At 59.5% G+C, this 20,104-nt stretch carries 18 protein-coding genes and 2 pseudogenes; 9 read left to right on the top strand and 11 right to left on the bottom strand.

Translation table 11 applies throughout. From position 1 onward, the window contains the following. The first annotated feature begins 2 nt into the window (after positions 1 to 2). The 3 genes and pseudogenes from eutC (at position 3) to AU381_RS06655 (ending at position 3,170) form a co-directional block, all read left to right on the top strand. Positions 3 to 998 (top strand): ectoine utilization protein EutC, encoded by a 996-nt coding sequence (gene eutC, locus AU381_RS06665; RefSeq protein ID WP_064240972.1) that lies wholly within the window; start codon positions 3 to 5, stop codon positions 996 to 998. A gap of 195 nt (positions 999 to 1,193) precedes the next feature. Beyond that, positions 1,194 to 2,690 carry an NAD-dependent succinate-semialdehyde dehydrogenase gene (locus AU381_RS06660; RefSeq protein ID WP_064241837.1) on the top strand — a complete coding sequence of 499 codons (1,497 nt, stop codon included), beginning with the start codon at positions 1,194 to 1,196 and terminating at the stop codon, positions 2,688 to 2,690. A gap of 127 nt (positions 2,691 to 2,817) precedes the next feature. Next, positions 2,818 to 3,170 (top strand): annotated as a pseudogene (locus tag AU381_RS06655) (cupin domain-containing protein). A gap of 180 nt (positions 3,171 to 3,350) precedes the next feature. Here AU381_RS06655 and AU381_RS06650 read toward each other — a convergent pair. From AU381_RS06650 to AU381_RS06630, 5 genes and pseudogenes are all read right to left on the bottom strand, one after another. Next, complete coding sequence (locus AU381_RS06650; protein WP_064240971.1) at positions 3,351 to 4,190, bottom strand: GNAT family N-acetyltransferase; 840 nt, start codon at positions 4,188 to 4,190, stop codon at positions 3,351 to 3,353. A 289-nt stretch (positions 4,191 to 4,479) separates the two neighbouring features. Then, positions 4,480 to 4,826 (bottom strand): annotated as a pseudogene (locus AU381_RS06645) (cupin domain-containing protein). A gap of 129 nt (positions 4,827 to 4,955) precedes the next feature. Further along, on the bottom strand, positions 4,956 to 6,278 hold the full coding sequence (locus AU381_RS06640) for an NAD(P)/FAD-dependent oxidoreductase (RefSeq protein WP_064240970.1): 1,323 nt from the start codon (positions 6,276 to 6,278) through the stop codon (positions 4,956 to 4,958). Positions 6,279 to 6,307: 29 nt separating this feature from the next. Then, positions 6,308 to 6,733 (bottom strand): RidA family protein, encoded by a 426-nt coding sequence (locus AU381_RS06635; protein WP_064240969.1) that lies wholly within the window; start codon positions 6,731 to 6,733, stop codon positions 6,308 to 6,310. After that, complete coding sequence (locus AU381_RS06630; protein ID WP_064240968.1) at positions 6,733 to 7,911, bottom strand: DSD1 family PLP-dependent enzyme; 1,179 nt, start codon at positions 7,909 to 7,911, stop codon at positions 6,733 to 6,735. Before AU381_RS06630 ends, AU381_RS06635 begins: the two co-directional genes overlap by 1 nt. 91 nt (positions 7,912 to 8,002) lie before the next feature. Here AU381_RS06630 and AU381_RS06625 point away from each other — a divergent pair, with 91 nt between their 5' ends. Beyond that, positions 8,003 to 8,932, top strand: a complete 930-nt coding sequence (locus AU381_RS06625) for a LysR family transcriptional regulator (protein WP_064240967.1) — start codon at positions 8,003 to 8,005, stop codon at positions 8,930 to 8,932. On the opposite strand, the gene AU381_RS06620 is transcribed toward AU381_RS06625, so the two are convergent. The 6 genes from AU381_RS06620 to AU381_RS06595 all read right to left on the bottom strand — a co-directional run bounded on the left by AU381_RS06620 (position 8,926) and on the right by AU381_RS06595 (position 15,825). Beyond that, positions 8,926 to 10,353, bottom strand: a complete 1,428-nt coding sequence (locus tag AU381_RS06620; RefSeq protein ID WP_064240966.1) for an aldehyde dehydrogenase family protein — start codon at positions 10,351 to 10,353, stop codon at positions 8,926 to 8,928. The genes AU381_RS06625 and AU381_RS06620 overlap by 7 nt on opposite strands. 205 nt (positions 10,354 to 10,558) lie before the next feature. Further along, positions 10,559 to 11,002, bottom strand: coding sequence for an Lrp/AsnC family transcriptional regulator (locus AU381_RS06615; RefSeq protein WP_064240965.1), 444 nt, complete (start codon positions 11,000 to 11,002; stop codon positions 10,559 to 10,561). Between the two features lie 18 nt (positions 11,003 to 11,020). Then, complete coding sequence (locus tag AU381_RS06610) at positions 11,021 to 11,806, bottom strand: homoserine kinase (RefSeq protein ID WP_064240964.1); 786 nt, start codon at positions 11,804 to 11,806, stop codon at positions 11,021 to 11,023. A gap of 13 nt (positions 11,807 to 11,819) precedes the next feature. Then, entirely contained in the window at positions 11,820 to 13,235 is a 1,416-nt protein-coding gene (locus tag AU381_RS06605) for an aspartate ammonia-lyase (RefSeq protein ID WP_064240963.1), read from the bottom strand. A 116-nt stretch (positions 13,236 to 13,351) separates the two neighbouring features. Continuing rightward, a complete protein-coding gene (locus AU381_RS06600) occupies positions 13,352 to 14,767 on the bottom strand; it encodes an aldehyde dehydrogenase family protein (RefSeq protein ID WP_064240962.1) in 1,416 nt (471 codons plus the stop codon). Continuing rightward, on the bottom strand, positions 14,764 to 15,825 hold the full coding sequence (locus tag AU381_RS06595; RefSeq protein WP_064241836.1) for a homoserine dehydrogenase: 1,062 nt from the start codon (positions 15,823 to 15,825) through the stop codon (positions 14,764 to 14,766). Before AU381_RS06595 ends, AU381_RS06600 begins: the two co-directional genes overlap by 4 nt. 824 nt (positions 15,826 to 16,649) lie before the next feature. Here AU381_RS06595 and AU381_RS29555 point away from each other — a divergent pair. The 5 genes from AU381_RS29555 (at position 16,650) to AU381_RS30445 (ending at position 19,356) form a co-directional block, all read left to right on the top strand. After that, positions 16,650 to 16,865 carry a hypothetical protein gene (locus AU381_RS29555; RefSeq protein ID WP_156528555.1) on the top strand — a complete coding sequence of 72 codons (216 nt, stop codon included), beginning with the start codon at positions 16,650 to 16,652 and terminating at the stop codon, positions 16,863 to 16,865. Between the two features lie 310 nt (positions 16,866 to 17,175). Continuing rightward, positions 17,176 to 17,664, top strand: a complete 489-nt coding sequence (locus AU381_RS06590; RefSeq protein ID WP_082909680.1) for a YdaU family protein — start codon at positions 17,176 to 17,178, stop codon at positions 17,662 to 17,664. Next, positions 17,657 to 18,310, top strand: coding sequence for a hypothetical protein (locus tag AU381_RS06585; RefSeq protein ID WP_064240961.1), 654 nt, complete (start codon positions 17,657 to 17,659; stop codon positions 18,308 to 18,310). Before AU381_RS06590 ends, AU381_RS06585 begins: the two co-directional genes overlap by 8 nt. 157 nt (positions 18,311 to 18,467) lie before the next feature. Further along, entirely contained in the window at positions 18,468 to 18,635 is a 168-nt protein-coding gene (locus AU381_RS30080) for a hypothetical protein (protein ID WP_162273404.1), read from the top strand. After that, complete coding sequence (locus AU381_RS30445) at positions 18,610 to 19,356, top strand: hypothetical protein (RefSeq protein ID WP_174552520.1); 747 nt, start codon at positions 18,610 to 18,612, stop codon at positions 19,354 to 19,356. The genes AU381_RS30080 and AU381_RS30445 overlap by 26 nt, the downstream gene beginning before the upstream one ends. Positions 19,357 to 20,104: the final 748 nt, after the last annotated feature.

Genomic DNA, 20,104 nt, shown 5'->3' with positions numbered 1-20,104 from the left:
TGATGCCTATTATTAGAATACTTACCGAGCCTGAGCTCAGACAGATCATTCCGCTCGACGTCGAGGCGGTTAAATGCACGGAAGGCGCGTTTCGCGCGCTGGCGGTCGATAGTGCGGTGCAGATGCCGCCCATTCTGCGTCTGGATGTGCCTGAGAGCAGAGGCGAAGTCGATGTGAAAACCGCCTATATTCCGGGCTTGACCGGCTTCGCGATCAAAATCAGCCCCGGTTTCTTTGACAATCCGAAGCTCGGCCTTCCGAGTACAAACGGGATGATGGTTTTGCTCTCAAGTAAAACCGGACTGATTCAGGCGCTTCTTCTGGATAATGGCTACCTGACCGACATCAGGACAGCAGCCGCCGGCGCAGTCGCGGCAAAACATCTGTCGCGACACGATGCATCGATCGCAACCATCTTTGGCGCGGGTGTTCAGGCGAGACTGCAACTCCAAGCGCTCACTCTGGTGAGACCAATCCAAGAAGTCCGTATTTGGGCGCGTGATCACTCCAAGGCGGAGGCGCTCGTCGAACAGTTGAAGTTCGAGCACAGCGTGCCGGTTACTGCGTTCGCCGATCCAAAGGAGGCAGTATCGGGTTCCCATATCATTGTGACAACGACACCCGCAGACCGCCCCATTCTTCATGCCTCCTGGCTAGAACCCGGGCAGCACGTGACAGCCATGGGCTCCGACGCCGAACATAAGAACGAGATCGATCCGGCCGCGATTGCGCGCGCAGACCTTTATGTGGCGGACAGCCTGAAACAGACGCGGAGGCTGGGGGAACTTCATCATGCCATAGAGGGTAGGCTGGTTGCGAGCGACACGGATTTTCCGGAACTGGGGCAAATCATTGCCGGCGGCAAGGTCGGACGTATTCGCGATGCAGACATCACAATAGCCGATCTCACCGGTACAGGTGTTCAGGACACCGCAATTGCCACGTTGGCCTTTCAGCGCGCCGAGGAACTCAACGCCGGCAAGATGTTCGAGTGCTGAGGCGGCCGTGTCTTTGCGCAACGCTCATGTTCGGACACCCACAGACTGCCGCCTCAAAGGTCAAAAGTCCGCAGCCGCGTTCATGAGCCTTCGCAGATTATTACCGCAACCAATTTGATCTATATTGACACCAATTGCAAAACCAATCTTATATTGATCGCGTGTCCAACCTGATTGGTAGCGAAGGTGCTGAACGTGAAACCAACTCCCGCGCAAAAAACAACCCCGCTTGTCTCTCCCGCCTCAGCTGCCGTAGTCCGCGATGCTCCTACGCAACTGTTCATCGGCGGCGAATGGGTTTCTGCAAAAGAAGACCGCACCTTTGAAGTGGTCGACCCCTCGACCGGAGATGTGATCGCCACAGTTTCCGACGGTGATATCCGCGATGGAATATCCGCGGTCGACGCAGCGGAAAAGGCCGCTGCGGTTTGGAAGGCGACCTCGCCGCGGCGTCGCTCGGACGTTTTGATGAAGTGTTTTCACCTTGTGCTCGAGCAGGCCGAATGGTTGGCACAATTGATCACCGTCGAAAACGGCAAGGCACTTGCCGACGCCAGGTCGGAGGTCGCCTACGCGGCGGAGTTTTTCCGCTGGTATGCGGAAGAAGCTGTACGGGCGCCGGGCGAATTCGGACCTGCACCTTCCGGCGCCAATCAGATCATCGTCAACCATGAGCCGATTGGTATCGCCGTGTTGGTGACCCCTTGGAACTTCCCGGCAGCAATGGCGACCCGAAAGATGGCGCCCGCACTGGCCGCGGGCTGCACGTGTATCCTGAAGCCCGCAGCGGAGACCCCGCTTACGGCGCTGGCGATCGGCGAAATTATGCGGCAGGCCGGCGTTCCGGCCGGAGTGGTCAACATCGTGACAACGAGGAAGGCCGGCCCCGTGGTCAGCGCCATGCTGCATGACAAGCGGGTACGGAAGCTGTCGTTTACCGGCTCGACAGGCGTCGGCCGGACACTGCTGCGCGAGGCTGCGGACCAGGTTGTCAGTTGTTCCATGGAACTCGGCGGCAATGCGCCCTTCATTGTATTCGACGATGCCGACTTGGAGACGGCTGTCGCTGGAGCAATGGTTGCCAAAATGCGCAACGGCGGCGAAGCATGCACTGCCGCGAACCGCTTCTATGTGCAGAAGGGGATTCTGGCGGACTTCACGCGCCGGTTTGCGGAAGAGATGGCCGCGCTCAAGGTCGGACCAGGACTGGCGCCGGACACGCAACTCGGGCCAATGATCACCGAGGCCGCGGTCGCCAAGGTGGAGCGCCTGGTTGACGACGCTGTTGCCAAGGGAGCCCGATTGGTTACCGGCGGCAGCCGGTTGAACGGGGACGGCTTCTACTATCCGCCTACCGTACTGGCAGACGTTTCTCGCGATGCCGAGGTACTTGGCGAAGAAATCTTCGGGCCGGTTGCGCCAGTCATTCCGTTTGAAACCGAGGACGAGGTCGTCCAGATGGCCAACGACACCGAATACGGGCTGGTGTCCTATGTGTTCAGCAGTGACCTCAAACGCGCGCTTGCGGTCGCCGGACGGCTGGAAAGTGGCATGGTCGGAATCAACCGAGGCGTCGTCTCCGATGCTGCCGCACCGTTCGGCGGCATGAAGCAGAGCGGCCTCGGCCGCGAGGGAAGCCATCACGGCATGCTCGAATATCTCGAAACGAAATACATCGCCGCAAGCTGGTAGGCACCCGACGATTCCGACCGCTCCGTCCTCCTACCGTTATTCACAACTTAAGGGGTCGGAGGCGACTCGCATCCATCTTGTCTAACGACGACGATTTGCTTTCACTCAGGTTAAAATGGAGAACTAGATGTCACTACTTAAATCGATCGACCTGGATCCATCGTTTGAACCGAAGCACGCGACCCCCGCGCCGGATCGCCTGATCGCGGGTGCACCCGTCTTCAAAACTTGGGCGCAGGATAGCGACAAAGAGGGTAAGATGAATACCGGCGTCTGGGAGCCACTCCCGGCGAGACGCACTCCATCAAGGGCGAAACCTTTGAGTTCTGCCATATCCTGCAGGGAGTGGTCGAATTGACAGAGAAGGGTGAGGAGCCGGTCATCTATCGCGCGGGCGACAGCTTCGTCATGAAACCCGGCTATGTCGGGGTCTGGAAAACGATCGAGACGGTACGAAAAATCTACGTCACCGTCACTTAACCGTTGCACCGAAGAGACCGTTCCAACTCACCCTACCTCCTATTTTAAAGCGGGAACGGAGCGACCTGGCAGGGGAGGTCTGCCGGTCGGCAATGCCCGAAAAAGGGCTGATCGGATTTCGTCCCAGCGTCTGCTAAACCCAGCTCGTGCTTCCAGCAGTATGCCCTTGAGATATTCAGGTCAGCCGAGAGCCTGGCTGGCCAAGACGAAAGTCCGAACCTTTGGCGTTTGCGACCCGGCTGTAGCACCTCGAGCCATCGCAACAACTCCGCCCTCGTGAGGGAGCCCCCAACCTTCGAGCAATGAGGAAAGGCCGCTCTGTTCAGGGATGTCGATGCGCACGAAACGGCCTTCCTTACCGGAGAGGATGAAGGCGATCAAATCCCTCGCCCGTTCGGCGTTCTCTGCCACTACCGGCCCGACGACTTCGCCGATCCCGAAAGACCGCGTGGCCGCGAAGGCGACGATATTGTCACCGTTCCGGACGACGGCAAACGGCCCCTCCTTCGCCAGCGCATCGTGGAGCGCGTCGCGATCGGCGTCGAAAGCCGCACGATCGAGCGCTTTGATTGCCGGCAGGGCGTCGTCGGGCCCGATCCACCCGACATTTTCAGGTGTATCGACGCGACCAACAACACCCTGATGGCGTACGACTTGATGCGTCGCAACGAAGCCGAGCTTCTCGTAAAGAGGTAAGCCGTCGCTCGTCGCCGTCAAACGGCATTCCCGATCCCCGGCGAGCTCGAGCACGGCGCTGGTCAATTGTCTTCCCAGCCCACGGCCGCGCTGGCTTTCATCGACAATAATCATGTTGATTGCTGAACAGGTGTTGCCGAAGGGAGTCATGAGCGCCGTGCCCACCACACGGTCACCCGCGAGGGCAACGCGTCCCTCGCTTATCGACCAAATCATTTTCCAGTCTTCTCTCCTGTGCGCCCAGCCCGCTGCACGCGACAGCGCCAGTGCACCGTCCAGATGGTGCGCCTCGAAAGGCGCGAGAGTGACCGTTTCCGTTTGCATAGGTTGATCCATTTCGTTGGTCTCTAAGCTCACCTCGGCGGGTTGTCGCGATACCGGGTGAAATATTGAAGTTTCAGGCTGTACCCGCGACGACAGCGGTGCGCGAGCCCTTCTTTGAAGGGGCTTCCGCTGCAAGCGCGAGCCGGTTTGGAAGACGGTATGGGCGGATAAACCGCCCATCCAATTTCGGGATGGAGCCGATCGAAAGGCCTTGCGTGCCGGATCGCCCCATTCCCGCCCTGAAATCAGGAGACGATGTACCTCGAAACAGCATCGCTCGCTCGAATGATCAGGTGACTGTGACGAAGATTTTCCGCACTGTCTCGATTGTCTTCCAGACTCCGACATAGCCGGGTTTCATGACGAAGCTGTCGCCCGCGCGATAAATGACCGGCTCCTTACCCTTCTCGGTCAATTCGATCACACCATGGACGTGAACTCAAAGGTTTCGCCCTTGATGGAGTGCGTCTCGCCCGGCGTCGCCTCGAAAACGCCGGTATTGACTCTGCCCTCCTTGGCGGTGTCCTGCAACCAGGTCTTGAAAGCGGGGCTGCCTGCGATGAGGCGATCCGGCTCGGCAGTTCTATGCTTCGGCTCAAACGAGGGATTCGGGTCGATGGTTTTCAGTAGTGACATCTGGTTCTCCATTTTTTACCTGAGTGAAAGCGATTTCTGCGTGGTCGTTAGATGACGGATGCAGATCCAATCAGCCAGCTTCCCTCTGCGCGTCGCACTAGCCGCTTAGTCCTGATCTAACCTTCACAATCAGATTGCGCCGACTTTGACTTTCGAACCATCGACGAAACGCGACAGGCGGAAGGGGCTGGGGTCGACACAAGGTTGATCGTTGGCAACCAGGTCGGCCGCCAGACGGCCGATGCCCGGGCCAAGGCCGAAGCCGTGGCCGGAACCGCCCGCGGCCAGGTAAAGGCCCTTCACGCCATCGGCCGGCGAGATGACCGGCACCGCGTCCGGCGTGCAATCCACATAGGCTCCCCAGCTGTCGGCGATTTCGATGCCTGCCATCGCAGGGAACTGCTCCGTGACCCGCTTCAAAATAGTCGCAATCGTGCGACGGCTCGGCGCGGGGTCGAGAACGCGCATCCGTTCGAAAGGCGACGTCGTGTCGCCATTCCAGCTAGCGAATGCCTCCGGACCATGAAAGAAGGACTCGCCGATGCCTATTTGCACCGCTTTCAGACGTGCCAGGAACATCGGCATAAACCAGCGGGCGTAGCGAATGCCTTGTGGGGTGATATCCAGTGTAGCCCTGCCGCTGATCGCAAGCGTGTAGCTGCCATCCAACCGGCGGGTCAACGCACACTCCGGCGTGTAGATCGCTTCGCCCAGATCCGTTGTAGGTCGCGTACGAAGCGCTGTCTGGCGCACGCTCGCCTGCGGAAACAGAACTCCGTACTGTCGACAGAACATGGACGTCCAGGCACCGCCGGCGCAGAGAACGGCTTGTGTCCGGATGATCCCCTTTTCGGTGATCACCCCAGCCACCGCTCCATTGACCAGATCGAGGCCTCGCGCCGCGCACTCCTGATGGATCGTCGCCCCAAATCTGCGAGCGCCGTTCGCGATCGTCGGCGCGGCGATGGCAGGCTCGGCCTTGCCGTCATCGATCGAATGGACTCCGCCCAGCCATCGGCGGCCTTTCGCCGGAATAGCGGCAGCCGCTTCCTTGGCGCTCAGCATCTTCGTATTGACGTCGAACGGGCGCGCCGTATCACGCCATGCTTCCCATTCCGCAAGCTGCCGGGGATCATCCGTAGCGTAGAGCAGGCCGCATCGGCGGAAGCCGACGTCCTCACCGATCTTCGCCGCAAACTCATCCCAGACTTGCAAAGCGACGCCTGAGAGCGGCAGTTCGCGCTCATCCCGGTTTTGCCGCCGGCACCAGCCCCAGTTGCGGCTCGACTGCTCGCCTCCGACATGGCCTTTTTCGACCAGGGCGACGGACAGTCCTCGCTCGGCGAGAAGGAATGCCGCCGTTGCACCAACAATGCCGCCGCCGATGACGACGACATCCGCCTTGGCGGGAAGCTCTTGATCGTTCTGGATGCGTTTGACAATTGGAGACATGGGGGCTGACCTGAGCTCTGGCGGCCGATCTATTCGGCACTGTTTCCTGCCCCTGTGGCAGGAGCATCGGAGGCAATGACGGCTATTGCATCGACTTCCACGAGGTAGCCGTAGTGAAGTTCCGGTACCGGAACGACGGTGCGAGCCGGGCGGGAATCCGCTAGTCGCGCCACATAAACCTGGTTGAAGCGAGGCCAATTCGCCACGTCGACGATGTAGGCGGTTACCCTCACGAGATCGGCCGGGGTTCCGCCTGCGGCTTCCAGAATCGCCAGTAAGTTATCGAGGGCCTGCGCCGCCTGGGTCTCGAAGCTGTCGTCCGCCAGGGCCTCTCCACCCGGTCGTATCGGTAGCTGGCCCGAAATGTAGAGGTGCTGACCGACGAGCTTCGCTTGTGAGTAGTGGCCCGCCGGGCTTGGTACTCGATCGGTATTCACAGTCAGGGATTTGGGCATCACCAGCCTCCGAAGCGGGTCCAGCAGGTCTCGACAGCGTGCGAGCGGCCGCGGACCACGTGATAGGTTTCGTGCTGCGCAGCAGTCGCGCAGGCGTGGTTCGGCAGGATCCGCACCCGGTCTCCGACCGCCAGGTCCGGGAGTCGTACATTCGATCCGGGGCGTACCGCTATAATTCCATGTTCCTGGTTCGCGTCGGCAACGATGACGTCTTGATACGGCGTGCCATCCACGTCACATACCAGACCATAGCCCTGGTCGACGGCCTGCTTGCCAGTGCCACGGTCCCGCGACAGCGACATCCATCCGCCGTCGGTTATGATCCAGCCTTTCTCGCGTTGGTGTCCGATGACGGTCGCGAGCACGCTCAGCGCGATGTCGTCGATTTGGCAAACACCGAGCCCAGCCATTACCAGATCGAAGAAGACGAACACGCCCGCGCGGACTTCCGTCACTCCAGCGAGATCCGTCGCGTGATGGGCCGTCGGTGTCGAGCCGACGCTGACAATCGGGCACGGCAGCCCCGCGGTCCGCAGAATGCGCGCGGACTCCACGACTGCCAATCGTTCCGTCTCCGCGTAGAGCCGCAGCGCCTCGACGCCTCCGCCCTTGTAGCTGTCGCCGGCATGGGTGAGAACGCCACGCAGCTCGGCACCTGCCGTCAGCGCCTGGCCGATTTCCAGCAGCTGCGCCTGATCAGTGGGTCGCACACCGGAGCGATGGCCGTCGCAATCGATCTCGATCATGGCCGGGATGCGCGTCCCGGTCCACCGAGACACCTCGGCCACCGCTTCTGCCTGCTGAACGGTATCCAGAGTGACTACGAGATCGACGCCGCTCGCCCGCAGTTCCGCGACACGCGCGAGCTTGGCTGGGGCGATGCCGACCGCATAGATTATGTCCCGGACGCCTGCCGCTGCGAACTGTTCAGCTTCCTTCAGGGTAGAGACGGTCGCCGGTCCCTCCGGCGAGCTCATCACCTGCCGTGCCACTTCGATCGACTTAGCGGTCTTCAAATGGGGCCGGAGCGACACTCCCATGGCGTCAAGTCGGCTCCTGAGCCGCTGAACATTCCTGTCCATTCGGTCGGCGTCCAGGACCAAACAGGGTGTTTCCAGGTCCTCAAGGCTGGTCGAGGCGGCCAGCCGGGTGGTCGGGTCGATCGTCGCTAGGACCATGATCTGATCTCCAATTCGGGATTTCAGCTTGCGGTCAAATCATAAAGATGACAATTAATGACAAGTGAATGTTCGATTCAGGTTCTCATTAATGTTGACGTCCGACGATCTTGCCTTCTTTTCGGTGCTGACAGACTCGAAATCTCTCGCGGAAAGCGCGAGAAAGCTGAACGTGACGCCTCCGGCGGTGACACAGCGGCTGCGTGCGCTGGAGGAGAAAGTCGGGGTGCGGCTGATCGACAGGTCCGGACGGCGGCTGCGGCTTACGGAAGAGGGCTCGCTGGTCGCTTCTCACAGCGTTATCGTCAGCGAGGCCATCGATTCGCTTGCTGAAGCCTTAGCTGATCGCAGGGGTGCGGTTCGCGGACACCTCAGGGTCGCCGCACCGCACGGGTTTGGACGGCTCTATGTGGCCCCGGTCGTGGAAGCGTTCGCACGAGAGCACGGCGGCGCGACCGCTACGCTGCAGCTGTCCGACCATCCGGCGGCTCTGCTCGTCGAAAGCTATGATGTCGTTGTTCACATCGGGGCGCCGGGGCATCTGGACCAGGTCGTTACGACATTAGCGCCGAACCCTCGAATACTCTGCGCAAGTCCGAGGTACCTCGACTCGGCACCGCCCATTTCAGCGCCTGTCGATCTTGCTCAACATCGCTGTCTTGCCGTGCGCGAGAACGAGGAGGACGTGACGCTGTGGCGTTTCAAGGGGCCGCGGCAGGAGATTGCGACGGTGCGCGTCAATCCGGTCATGTCGAGCAACGATGGTGCCGTCATCCGGGAGTGGGCGCTTGCCGGTCAGGGCATCATGATCCGTTCGGAGTGGAACGTGGCAGAAGATCTCGCTGACGGACGGCTGCGGCAGGTGCTGCCCAACTGGAAGCTCCCACCGGCCGACATTGTCGCGATGCTCGGTTCGCGTCACGGGCGAAGCGCCCGGACTGCGGCCTTCCTGACGATGCTTCGACAGGCGCTGAAGCCGCCGCCCTGGCAAGCCCTTAGCGCGGGGTCTCCTCGTCAGTAACCGAGGATGGCCTTCGTCTCGAGATACTCCTCGAGCCCGTGAACGCCATATTCGCGACCATTGCCTGACCGTTTGTAGCCACCAAACGTGGCCGCCCCGTCCCATGCCGGATAGTTGATATGAACCTGCCCGGCGCGGATCCGGGAGGCGACCCGCCGTGCCCGCTCGGGATCCGAGGACTGGACGTGGGCTCCCAGTCCGTAAACCGTGTCATTGGCGATCGCGATTGCCTCTTCTTCGTCCCGGTACGGCATGATCGCCAGGACCGGCCCGAAGATTTCCTCGCGAGCGACGCGCATCTCTGGCCGAACCTCGGAAAAAATCGTCGGCTGCGTGAAGAAGCCTCGATCGAGACCTGCTGGGCGTCCCAGTCCGCCGCACAGGAGCTTCGCGCCTTCGTCGATTCCCACCCGGATCATGGCCTGCACCCGCTCATACTGAGCGCGATTGGCGATGGGCCCCATGGTGGTCGCCGGATCCTTCGGATCGCCGACACGGATGGCAAGCGCGGTTTTGCTGGCCAGACGCTCGACCTCGGCGAGCCGATGGGCGGGTACGAGCATGCGCGTCGGGGCGCTGCATGACTGGCCGACATTGCGCATGCCGGCAAGGACGCCCTTTGGCACCGCCTCGGCGAAATCAGCATCATCGAGCAGAATATTGGGGGACTTGCCGCCAAGTTCCTGGACCACTCGCTTGACCGTCGGGGCCGCCGCCTGCGCGACGAGTACCCCCGCGCGCGTCGAGCCGGTGATTGAGATCATGTCGACATCGGGATGGCTTGAGAGAGCTGCACCAACACTCTCTCCGGTGCCATTGACCAGGTTGAACACTCCTGGCGGAGTACCGGCGTCGTGCATCAGTTGGGCGAAGAGCAAGGCGCTGTAGGGGGACAGCTCACTGGGTTTGAGAACGACGGTGCAACCGCCCGCGATCGCTGGGGCAAGCTTGGCGGTGATCTGGTAGAGTGGCCAGTTCCACGGGGTGATCAAAGCACAAACGCCGATCGGTTCCTTGGCCGTTGCGGTGTGCCCATTTATCGTCAGGAACGGGTAGTTCTGAAGCACCTCCATCTGGATGCGAACGTGCTCGGCAGCGAAGAAAACCTGCGAGGCACGCGCGAAGCTGATCGCTGCGCCCATCTCCATGACGAGAGTCTCCGCGAATAATTCCGCTCTCTCCTTCAGTAGCGCATGCACCCTGCCGAGCAGCTCGAGCCTCTCGGACACAGATGATTGAGAGAAGGCAGGGAAGGCCTTGCGCGCTGCCGCAACTGCAAGATCGACGTGGTTTGCGTCTCCGGCGGCGATACGCCCAATAATCCGTTCCGAGGCGGGATCAACGACGGGCAGACTTGGTGCGTCCGCGTGTTCTTGCCACTCCCCGCCAATATAGAACTGGGTTCCTCGTTCGGTTATCATGGTTTGAACCTTTCGACAGTGCAATGCGGCCGGGGCGGGCCTACGTCAGAAGCATGCCCCATTTCACCTGAAGACGGCAATTTATGTCGCCTGAATGTTCGCTTAAGAAGGGCGTTAACAAACGCATCTACGCGCTCGATGTCGAACGATAGCTGATGTAAACGTGTCTTCTGTTGGGGCAAGATGTGCATCTGCTTTGCGGCGTCTACTTTCGGATCACCGAGGAGAGAGCAAAGGCAGTCAGCGTATCGCGCACCCCGGGCATCTCGGCTATCAACTGCCAAATTTGCCGGATGCGGTCGGCCTCGGGAGACTCGACCCTGACGAGGAGATCGAAGTCACCAGTCATAACGTCGCAAGCCACGACTTCCGGGATTTTCCGCAGCGCCTGAATAACGTCGCCACCCCTCATGCGATCGTGCCGATACACGAAGATCAGTGCGGTCGTGACGTGTTGGCTACTCCCTCCCTCGCCGGTGACGATCGTATATCCCTTGATGAAGCCTTCGCGCTCAAGTCGTTCGATCCGCACTCGCACGGCGTTACGCGAGAGATTCACCTTCGCCGACAACTCCGCGTGCGAGATCCGGGCGTTTGCCTTCAATTCGGCAAGTATCTGTTCGTCAGTTCGATCGAGAAGGTATTTCATGGGGTTAGTGCCGGTCGATTAACCTAAAATGTCGGGCGTTACCGATCGATAAGCTACCACGGCGATTTCCGGTAGGAAGGCTCTTTCCTTCTGGCTCGCAAATCGCTTCGATGTCGAAGCCATTATGAAACCTGGCAATGCCTCCTTTTCCGCGGCGGTCAGGTTTCGAACCTCTTCATAACCCTGCAGTAGCGCGCGCGCCCGTTCTTTGTTCAGTTCTCCGTTGGTTTCCCCCGCCCAACCGACAAGCACATCCGCAACCTCCGACAACAGCGCATCATCGTGCCGCAGCCTGAAGTTAATGACCCCGCTTACTTCCTCTCCAAGGAAAAAGACATTCTCTTGGACCAACGCGCCGTGAACAGCCCCAGCTGGAAGATCCGTTGATGCGCGCTTTTCCTTCCGTTCCGAGACAGTATGGATTTGAGCCATCACACGACCCAGGCTTCGGCATTTTGCCGCGCCTGCAATGGTGGATGAGGAGCCCGGTACGAAGCTGACGACGGCAACCAATCGACCTGCGGCCCTGCAAGTGGCGTGGCCTTCGACAGTGCGCAGCGGTTTGGGGCAGGGGACGCCCTTTCGATGGAGCGCCTCCATGGTCTCGAAGGCTCTTTCGAGATCTGAAGGCTGGGCTCCGTTCTCGAAGAGCGTAACGATGAATTCGCCTTCCTGGGCGCGAAACAGGTAGGTCGTCTCGCTGTCGCCGTCCGCGATCCCAATCACTGACAAAAGCGACTTCAACCCATAGGCTGCAGTGATCGATTGGCGATCTTCATCAGAAAGCTCGGTAAAAACAGCCATTTTTCCTACCCTATCAGGCCGACGAACTCAGCGACGTATTTCCGAACTCCGCGCTGTCTTCAAAGAGCTCGTCAATTTGGCCACGCGCCAAAATTCCTTCCTCCTCGACGACCTGCCGCAACTCCCGCTTTTCGGCCAGCGCCTTTCTGGAAAGATACGCTGCCGTGCTATACCCGATAAGCATTGCCAACGGCGTTGCGAGCACGAGAGACTGGTCTAGGAGGGCCTTGCAGCGGTCGACGTCGACTTCAATTCCGTCGATGCATCGCTGCTTAAAAATATCCATCCCCCGCGTCAGCATCCGCATGGATTGAAGGATGTTGAGAACCATCACTGGCTCCATTGCATTCAGTTGCAACTGCCCCGCGCTGGCCGCGAGCGTTACCGTGAGATCATTTCCGATAACCTGGAACCCGATCTGGTTCATCATTTCTGGAATGACGGGATTGACTTTGCCGGGCATGATTGAGGATCCCACCTGCACAGGCGGCAGTCGGATTTCACCCAGGCCCCCGCGAGGTCCACTGCTCAACAGACGCAAATCATTGCAGATCTTAGTCAGCTTCACTGCAATTCGTTTCAGAACACTGGAGAAGGAAACGAACCCGCCTGCATCAGATGTGGCTTCAATCAGGTTTCGGGCCGGAATGACGTGGATCCGCGAAATCTGCGTCAGGTGCACGCAAGCTGCGCCGGAAAAACCGGGAGGGACGTTGATTGAGGTGCCGATCGCAGATCCACCGAGATTGACCTCTTTCAACAGCTCGGACGCCGACTGCAGTTGGATGATATCTTCGTCGATGAGCTCCGCAAACGCTTCAAATTCCTGCCCTGCTGTCATCGGAACAGCATCCTGCAACTGAGTGCGGCCGACCTTCAGGGCAGTCGCATACTCACTCGCCTTAGCACGGAATGCGTCGCGCAAGCCGACCTGGGATGCTATCAGTCCGTCACAAGCGCGAAGAATGGTCAGACGGAGCGCGGTCGGATAGACATCGTTGGTCGACTGGGAAAGGTTCACATCATCATTGGGATGCAGCTTTGCGTAGTCGCCCACATTGGCCCCGAGCTTCAAGAGCGCCAGGTTGGTTACCACCTCATTAACGTTCATATTCGTGGACGTGCCAGCGCCACCCTGCATCATATCGATCGGGAAGTTCTCATCGACACCCTTCAACTCGATGAGATCATCACAGGCCTCGGAGATCGCCGATGCTTTTTCCACCGGCAGAAGGGCAAGCTCAGCATTCGCGAGCGCGGCGGCTTTCTTGACCATAGCCATAGATTGAACAAGTTCGGGGAAGTCTTTCAGCCGGAGGCCCGAAACGTTGAAGTTGAGCTCGGCTCGACGAGTGTGGACGCCGTACAGAGCATCGCGCGGGATCGGAAGGGATCCGATCAAGTCGGTCTCTATGCGTTCAGTTCCCATTCTTTACTCCTCCTAGTCCAGAATTCCGGCGTGGTGCATTGCATCAGTGATTGCCTTTTAGAGCACGTGGGCTCAGCTCGACGCATTGATGGGCTGAGCTGGAGGAAGCGTTGCTGCTACCACTTCAGCCGATTGATGCAGACGACCTTCGGCTGGGTCATGTCTTCATAGGCAAACCGAACGCCCTCACGTCCCATGCTGCCGTATTTGAAGCCGCCAAAGGGCATCGCGTCGAACCGATAGTCGGACGAGTCATTGATCATGACACCCCCGGCGTCGATTTGATTGGCGGCATCGAGAGCCTCCTCCAGATCGTTGGTGAAGATACCAGCGTGGAGGCTGTATTCCGGGCTGTTTGCCAACCGGATTGCCTCCTCCAGTTCATCGAACGTCTGCAGGATGGCTATCGGTGCAAAGACCTCCTCATTCCACAGGTCGCACGTTGCCGGCGCGTTCTCCAGCACTGTCGGGGGGTAGAGAGTGCGGGAGGGCTTGTGCCCGCAAAGGAGCGTTGCGCCAGCGGCGATTGCACGCTCGACCATGGCAGCAGCTCTGCTAACCGCCTTTTCGGAAATCATCGGGCCTACGTCAGTATCTGATTCCATCGGATTGCCGGTCTTGAGCTTTGCAGTCCGAGCGACGAACGCTGCTTTGAACCGCTCGTAGATCGGTCGCTGGACCAGAATTCGCTGCGTGCCGATGCAGTTCTGGCCCGCCGCCCAGTAAGCTCCAGACGCGCACGCTTCAACCGCCGCGTCAAAATGGCTATTCTCCATGACGATAACCGGCGCATTTCCGCCGAGATCCATCGCTAGCTTCTTGATGCCGGCGCTCTTCGCGATGGCCTCGCCGGTCGAAAAACCGCCTGTAAAGGAGATCATCCGAACGTCCTTGGCCGAAACGAGCGCTTTGCCCAGCTCCGCCCCGCCGACAGCTACCGTGATGACTTCCTCCGGCAACCCGCTTTCGAGCAGCACTTCCACCAGCTTGATGGCCGACAGAGGCGTAAGCTCCGAGGGCTTCAGGAGTACCGCATTGCCGCCGGCGATCGCGGGGCCGAGTTTGTGGGCCACGAGATTGAGCGGGTCATTGTAAGGCGTGACTGCAGTGATGATGCCGAGCGGCTCGCGGGTGTACCAGCCTTGACGGGATTCCGAGCCGGCATAGGAATCGAAGGGGATCACCTCGCCAGCATTCCGCTTGGCTTCGTCCGCCGAGAGCTTCAACGTATTGACACACCGCGTAGCCTCTTTGCGGGCTTGGGTGATTGTCTTCCCTGCTTCCCGCACGATAAGGAGTGCAAATTCCTCCTTGCGGGCTTCGACGGTCGCTGCCGCCTTTTCGAGAATTGCGGAGCGTCTATGACGGGGCAGGGACCGTGCGATCTGCGCACCCCGATTGGCGCGCTCAAGCAGCAGGTTTACACTGTCGGCACTGGTCTCAGAGACCGCTCCGACAAAGCTGCCGTCGAAGGGGTTGCAGATAATGATCTGGTCTACGGACGTCTCCTTGAGGGCGAGGCTCTGCATCATGCGGCCTCCTTGGTAGCGGCGGCCGTCTGGGCTTTGTGGATGGCGACGATATCGGACAGCAGCGCATAAGCGGTCTCAATCCGGCCGGCGCCAGGTCCGGTGATGGTGACAGAGCCGAGTAGTTCGGTGTTAAGCGATACGGCATTGGTCGCGCCGTTTACACCAGCGAGTGGATGCTCGAAGGGAAGTTGCTTCGGAGAAACGCTGCCTGTTACCGTCCCGTCTTCATTCCGAACCGCCGATCCGATTAACTTCCAACGGTTATTTGCTGCTTTTGCGTTTTCGATATCGGATGGAGAAAGCTTGGAGATCCCCGTGCACGTGACCTCTTCGGGCTTGAGGCTTGCCCCCAGCAGCTCGTTTGCCAGGATCACCACCTTGAGGCGAACGTCAAAACCTTCGACATCGGCGGTCGGATCGGCTTCCGCATAGCCGAGTATCTGGGCTTCCTTGACCGCAGTGGCGAAGTCAAGGCCGCCTTCCATGCGGCCGAGGACAAAGTTCGAGGTACCGTTCAAGATCCCCTCGAAGCCCTTCACCTCTGCGCCGGCAAGTGTCTTTTCTGCCATCCGGATGACAGGGGTGCCACTCATGACGGAGCCCTCATATTCGAAATGAACGCCGTTCGCCTTTGCAAGAGCCTTCAGTTCCTGCGCAGCGATCGCGACCGGCCCTTTGTTCGTGGTGACGACATGCTTGCCGGACTGCAGGGCCCAGCGGCAGTGCGAAACAGCGGGCTCGCCGTCCTTCGGGTTTGTAAATGTCGCTTCCACGATGATGTCAGCAGGCGCCGTCTTGATGATTGTCTCGTTGTCGGCTTCCGCACTGCCGCCAGAGAGCTGTCCAAACCCGCCTTTTGCGAAGTTCGCTTCAACGAGGGTTTTGGCATCGAGCCCGTTCGGCGAAATAACGGAACCGAGATAGAGGTCGCTGACAGCAACAATGTTCAGGCGGAAGCCGAGGTCTCGTTCCCAGAGCGGGTTCTTCGTCGCAATGAGTTCGGCCAAGGCGCGATTGACGCCACCAAACCCGATAAGAGCAATGTTGTAGAGTGTCATTGGATCCTCCGGTGAAGCGTTCTTCTCCGCAATGATGAGATGCGGATCGCTCAGTCGGAACGGCACAAACAGACCAATCTACCGAGCGTTTTGCTCATTCCACCGCCGCCGTGGCCGGTGACCCGGGGTTGAGCCGACGGCAAAACCATGCCCAACGCCGCAGCGTGCGGGCAGACAGAACTCTGATCAATGAGGATCTGGCCGATTATTGCTGAACCTTGTGTGTCTCCTTTTCGTACGCATTCCTGTCCTGCCGGACTCTGCGGGCGAATGACCGCCACGGGTCGAAACGCGTCGATCGCAGCTTCAGAGGGTAAGGTCTGGAAGTGGTGCAAACCTGCAGCTCGGCGGCATGTATGCATGTCCGCTTCTGGGATGCCACCGTGCTCTGCTCAGTGCCCGACTTGGGCGCGAAGCGGTCATTTGGCGTTGATCAGAGGTCGTAGGAGGGTGGAACCAAGGTTCGGCAGCGCTTGGATCCGGTACGGCCAAGACCGGCAAACTCGGGCTCAAGTTGAGCGCGTGCCGTCTAGAATTGTCAACTTAATGGCCCAAGCATAGCTCTGCCATGCAGATCGAATGTATGACGCTCAAGAACTAGCCGTCGTGTACTGTGGACTGTGAATGCAAGCGGCATACACGTCGGAGAAGTCTCAGCAAAATAAGTTTCACGTTAGCAGATCTGGAAATCAACTCATACGTGTTGGACTTTTCTGCGAGCCGGCATTACCGCTTTAAGTGACTTGTAACGGTTGAGGCCACTCGATTCGTTTCGGGTTCTTATTCCGGCGGACAGGGAATATGACGACAGGCTGACCCGCTGCATGATCGCGATCGATCATGCAGCGGTTTTGGTCAAGTCGGCGATTCCGCGCGAACCGTTGAGTGATCTTCCAATCTCCTCACCCGCTTGGTTTAACGCCCGTCTTCGCCATACCGTGATGCGTCTCGCGATGTCTGTCGCGGATTACGCGGCGACCTTCCTGTCTATTCCACCTGAACTGCGACGAAGAAATCGTCGCCGAAGTCACGATGCCTAACGCCGACGGCGGCAAGGTCACGGACGCAATTTGCAGAGGATAGAATGTTCGACCGAAATGCACGAAATGGAAGTGCCAAGCGCCACCCATCTTCCACTCCTGATGTTCCGATCCCGACGATAGCATCCTGCAATTTCTGTGGCCGGGGTGATGCGCAGCTGCGCGCAAAGCATACTGTGATGGTATGGGCAGGAACTTTGCCCGCGGGGCGCCGGCAACACTCCATTCTGATTGCGCCGTATCCCGAAGTCGGTGCCGCACCTTGCAAGCCGGCCGCCTCACCGTCATCGTTGCTCTCAGGAGGGACCTCATGAGCGAACGTCCCTTCATGCAGCTTTATGTCTCCGATTTCATCGGGGATACCCTACATCTCAGCACCGAGCAGATTGGGGCTTACATGCTGCTGCTCATGGCCATGTGGAACGCTGGCGGGAAGCTCCCTCGCGACCCGTCGAAGCTCGCCCTGATCACTCGAATGAGCCTAAAAAAGTGGCGTGCCATCGAAGGCGATTTGCTCGCTTTCTTCGAAGTTGGGGAGCACGAAATCTCCCATAATCGTCTGACGAAAGAGCTTCAGAAAAGCGAGAGGAAATCCAATTCGAGAGCCGCCGCAGGGGCAAAGGGTGCAGCGGCTAAGTCGTTGAAAAATAAGCAACGGCCTTTAGAAAATGACACAGGTTTGCTCAAGCATTCTCCAGATACCATAACCAATAAGAAATCTAACGATTTCTTTTTGGGCGCTGGCGCGCAGAAAAAATCCCCACGAGACGAGATATTGGAGGCTTTGAGCGATGTCTGAGCTAGTCACCGGAGAGGTGTTCAATCGGCTTCCCGAGCGATACCGGAACCGAGCACGCCAAATCGCCGCTCGAGTCGCGGAAATCGATGCTGTTCTTGCCCGGGCCCAGCCGACGGCAGTAGGCGACGCTGTGCTGCGCCTGCGGAGCCAACTACGCCCGCAGCCGGATATCGCCCTTACCGAAGTAGCCAGCGAGTTCCGCGTCGCGTGCTCGGACCTGCCGGAGTGGGCGATATCGGAGGCGGCCAACGATTATCTCGCCGGGCGCGTTGAGAACCATACCGGCCAGTTCATGCCAACCTGCGCCGAGTTTGCCCGGCATGCCCGCTCGATCATCCGGCCGTTCATAGCCGAGCGTGCCAGCCTCAAGAACGAGGCCGAGAGGCTGCTGCAGCGCGCCGAGGATGAAGCACGGCGGAATCGGATGGAGTTGGAGCGCGCAGACCCTAAGATGAAGGAGCGCATCGCCGACCTCGTGAGCTCTGTCCGTGCTGGCGCGGTCAAGGCTCACAATGGGCAACCCCATCAGGGCATCACCGACGATACGCGGCAGAAGCTGGACGCGCTCCGGAAGCCCCGGCCGGACCAGCCTTCCCGCCTTTTTGAAACGCGCGTGGTGAAGGGCGCGCAAGTAGGGGTGCACTGATGGCAGCGAGGAAGGAACCGACCAAATCCGCCGGCAAGCGCCAGACGAAGGCGAACGCCGGCGAGGTTTTGTCACCCCTAAAGGAAAATCCGCAGCGAAACCGCAAAAATGCGGGCCCCGTCGCAAGGCTGTCGACAAGCCGGAAGAGCCGAAGCCGGTGAAGTTTCAGAAGCGGTTCGTCAGCATCGCTCGGCTGATGTTCCTGTCGAAGGTCAACGACAAGGACATCGCCGAATCGTTCGGTATCGATGTCGAGACGCTGGAATGGTGGAAGGAGGAGCACCCGGCATCTGGTCGGGATGACCGCGGAGGAGTTGAAGGCTAAATGCGCCGACCCGATGTGGCGCATCGAGAACCTGTATTACATCCTCGACAAGAAGGGCGACACGGTCCTCTTCCAGCCGAATGAGGCACAGCGCAAGCTTCTTCGCCGCATGTGGCACCGGAACATCGTTCCGAAGGCACGCCAGCGCGGTTTCTCGACGCTGATCCAACATCATCCTCGATGCGTGCCTCTTCAACGAGAACCAGAAGGCCGCGATCATTGCGCAGGACCAGTTCACCGCGTCCAAGATCATGCGCAACAAGGGGTCCCGAACTGCGGACTGACCATCGCCAGGCAGAAGCTGATCAACGGGGAGTACGCCGGCAACCCTGATGTTCTGCTGGGGACGATCCTTAAGCCGCCGGTCCTGGCTGCGCTAGCGATGGCAGAATGGCGGCTGATACGCGAGGACTTGATGCGCAAACGCGAGACCGCGGCGACCCTCAGCGAGGCGGCCGCTCGCGCGAGCAACGCCGAGAGCGACGAAGGAACGTGCCGTGATCCAGAAGCCCGTGCGCGCGTCCGCTGGCACATCGCGGAGAAGGAGAAGCAGACACCTGCTCTGCCGCCCTCTCCGAAGCAAGTGGAGATGTCGGAGAAGATCACGGCGCTTCCGGCCACCGAACATCACTGCCGAGCGAATGGCCATTGCCGCAGGGTTCAGGCAGACATCGATGCCGTGATGCCGGAAGTGCCGACTGGGAATCTGCAGGCGGCGTAAGCGAAAGTGGCACAAGGTGCGGAGGTTTTGTCACCCCTAAAGGAAATCGGCACGAAACGCCGGAAGCCACAGCGCCTACAAGGCGGTGACAAGTCGTTCCAACCCATTGATCCGGATAGCGCCGGACGTGGCTGACGTCGGTCTCGCCGTTCACGAATGCGCTCGGAAGCCATCCCTAGGGATTTTTTGCGGGTACCTTTGCGGGCATGTGCCAAAAAATCTCGTTTTCTCCAAATGATATTTCAATCGCTTACCAAGACCAATTCGAATCCCTTCTTCTCCGCCATTTCTTGCAAAGCCGTTTACAAGCTGCGGACGGTGTCGCCGTAGAGTTCATGCGCCACATCTGTCGGCGCGGGTCGAGGCCTCTCCAGGGCTGCATCGCCAGATGCTTTCTTACGCTTAAGTACGCCTGTCCGATTTCCTCGGACTCTGCGCGATGTGTGCCGGACTGTCGCGAATCTCCGGATGCTGATTCTCCGGGAATCGCCCGGAAGCGGCTCCGGCTCCGTTTCGCCGTGCGGCCCTCCGGACGCGCCGAGGCTTGTGCAAAGTCGGCGCCTCACAACCCCGCTGCCCGGTTTTGCCCCTGTTTTGGGCCCTTTTCTGCCTCTTTCTGAAACAAAAGCTACCCTGCGGGCCAGGGCTAACCCCCCGTGCCTAAAGGATTTTCTTAATGGTTTGTTAATAACCCCGGGTGGTCTGGGGCGATTTTGTGTCGTTTCAGCAACAGGGATCAGGGAAGGGC

The organism is Sinorhizobium glycinis (assembly GCF_001651865.1).
GTDB classification, from domain to species: domain Bacteria; phylum Pseudomonadota; class Alphaproteobacteria; order Rhizobiales; family Rhizobiaceae; genus Sinorhizobium; species Sinorhizobium glycinis.
The sequence above is the reverse complement of the archived record's forward strand: the minus strand, read 5'-3'. Positions and strand labels throughout refer to the sequence as shown.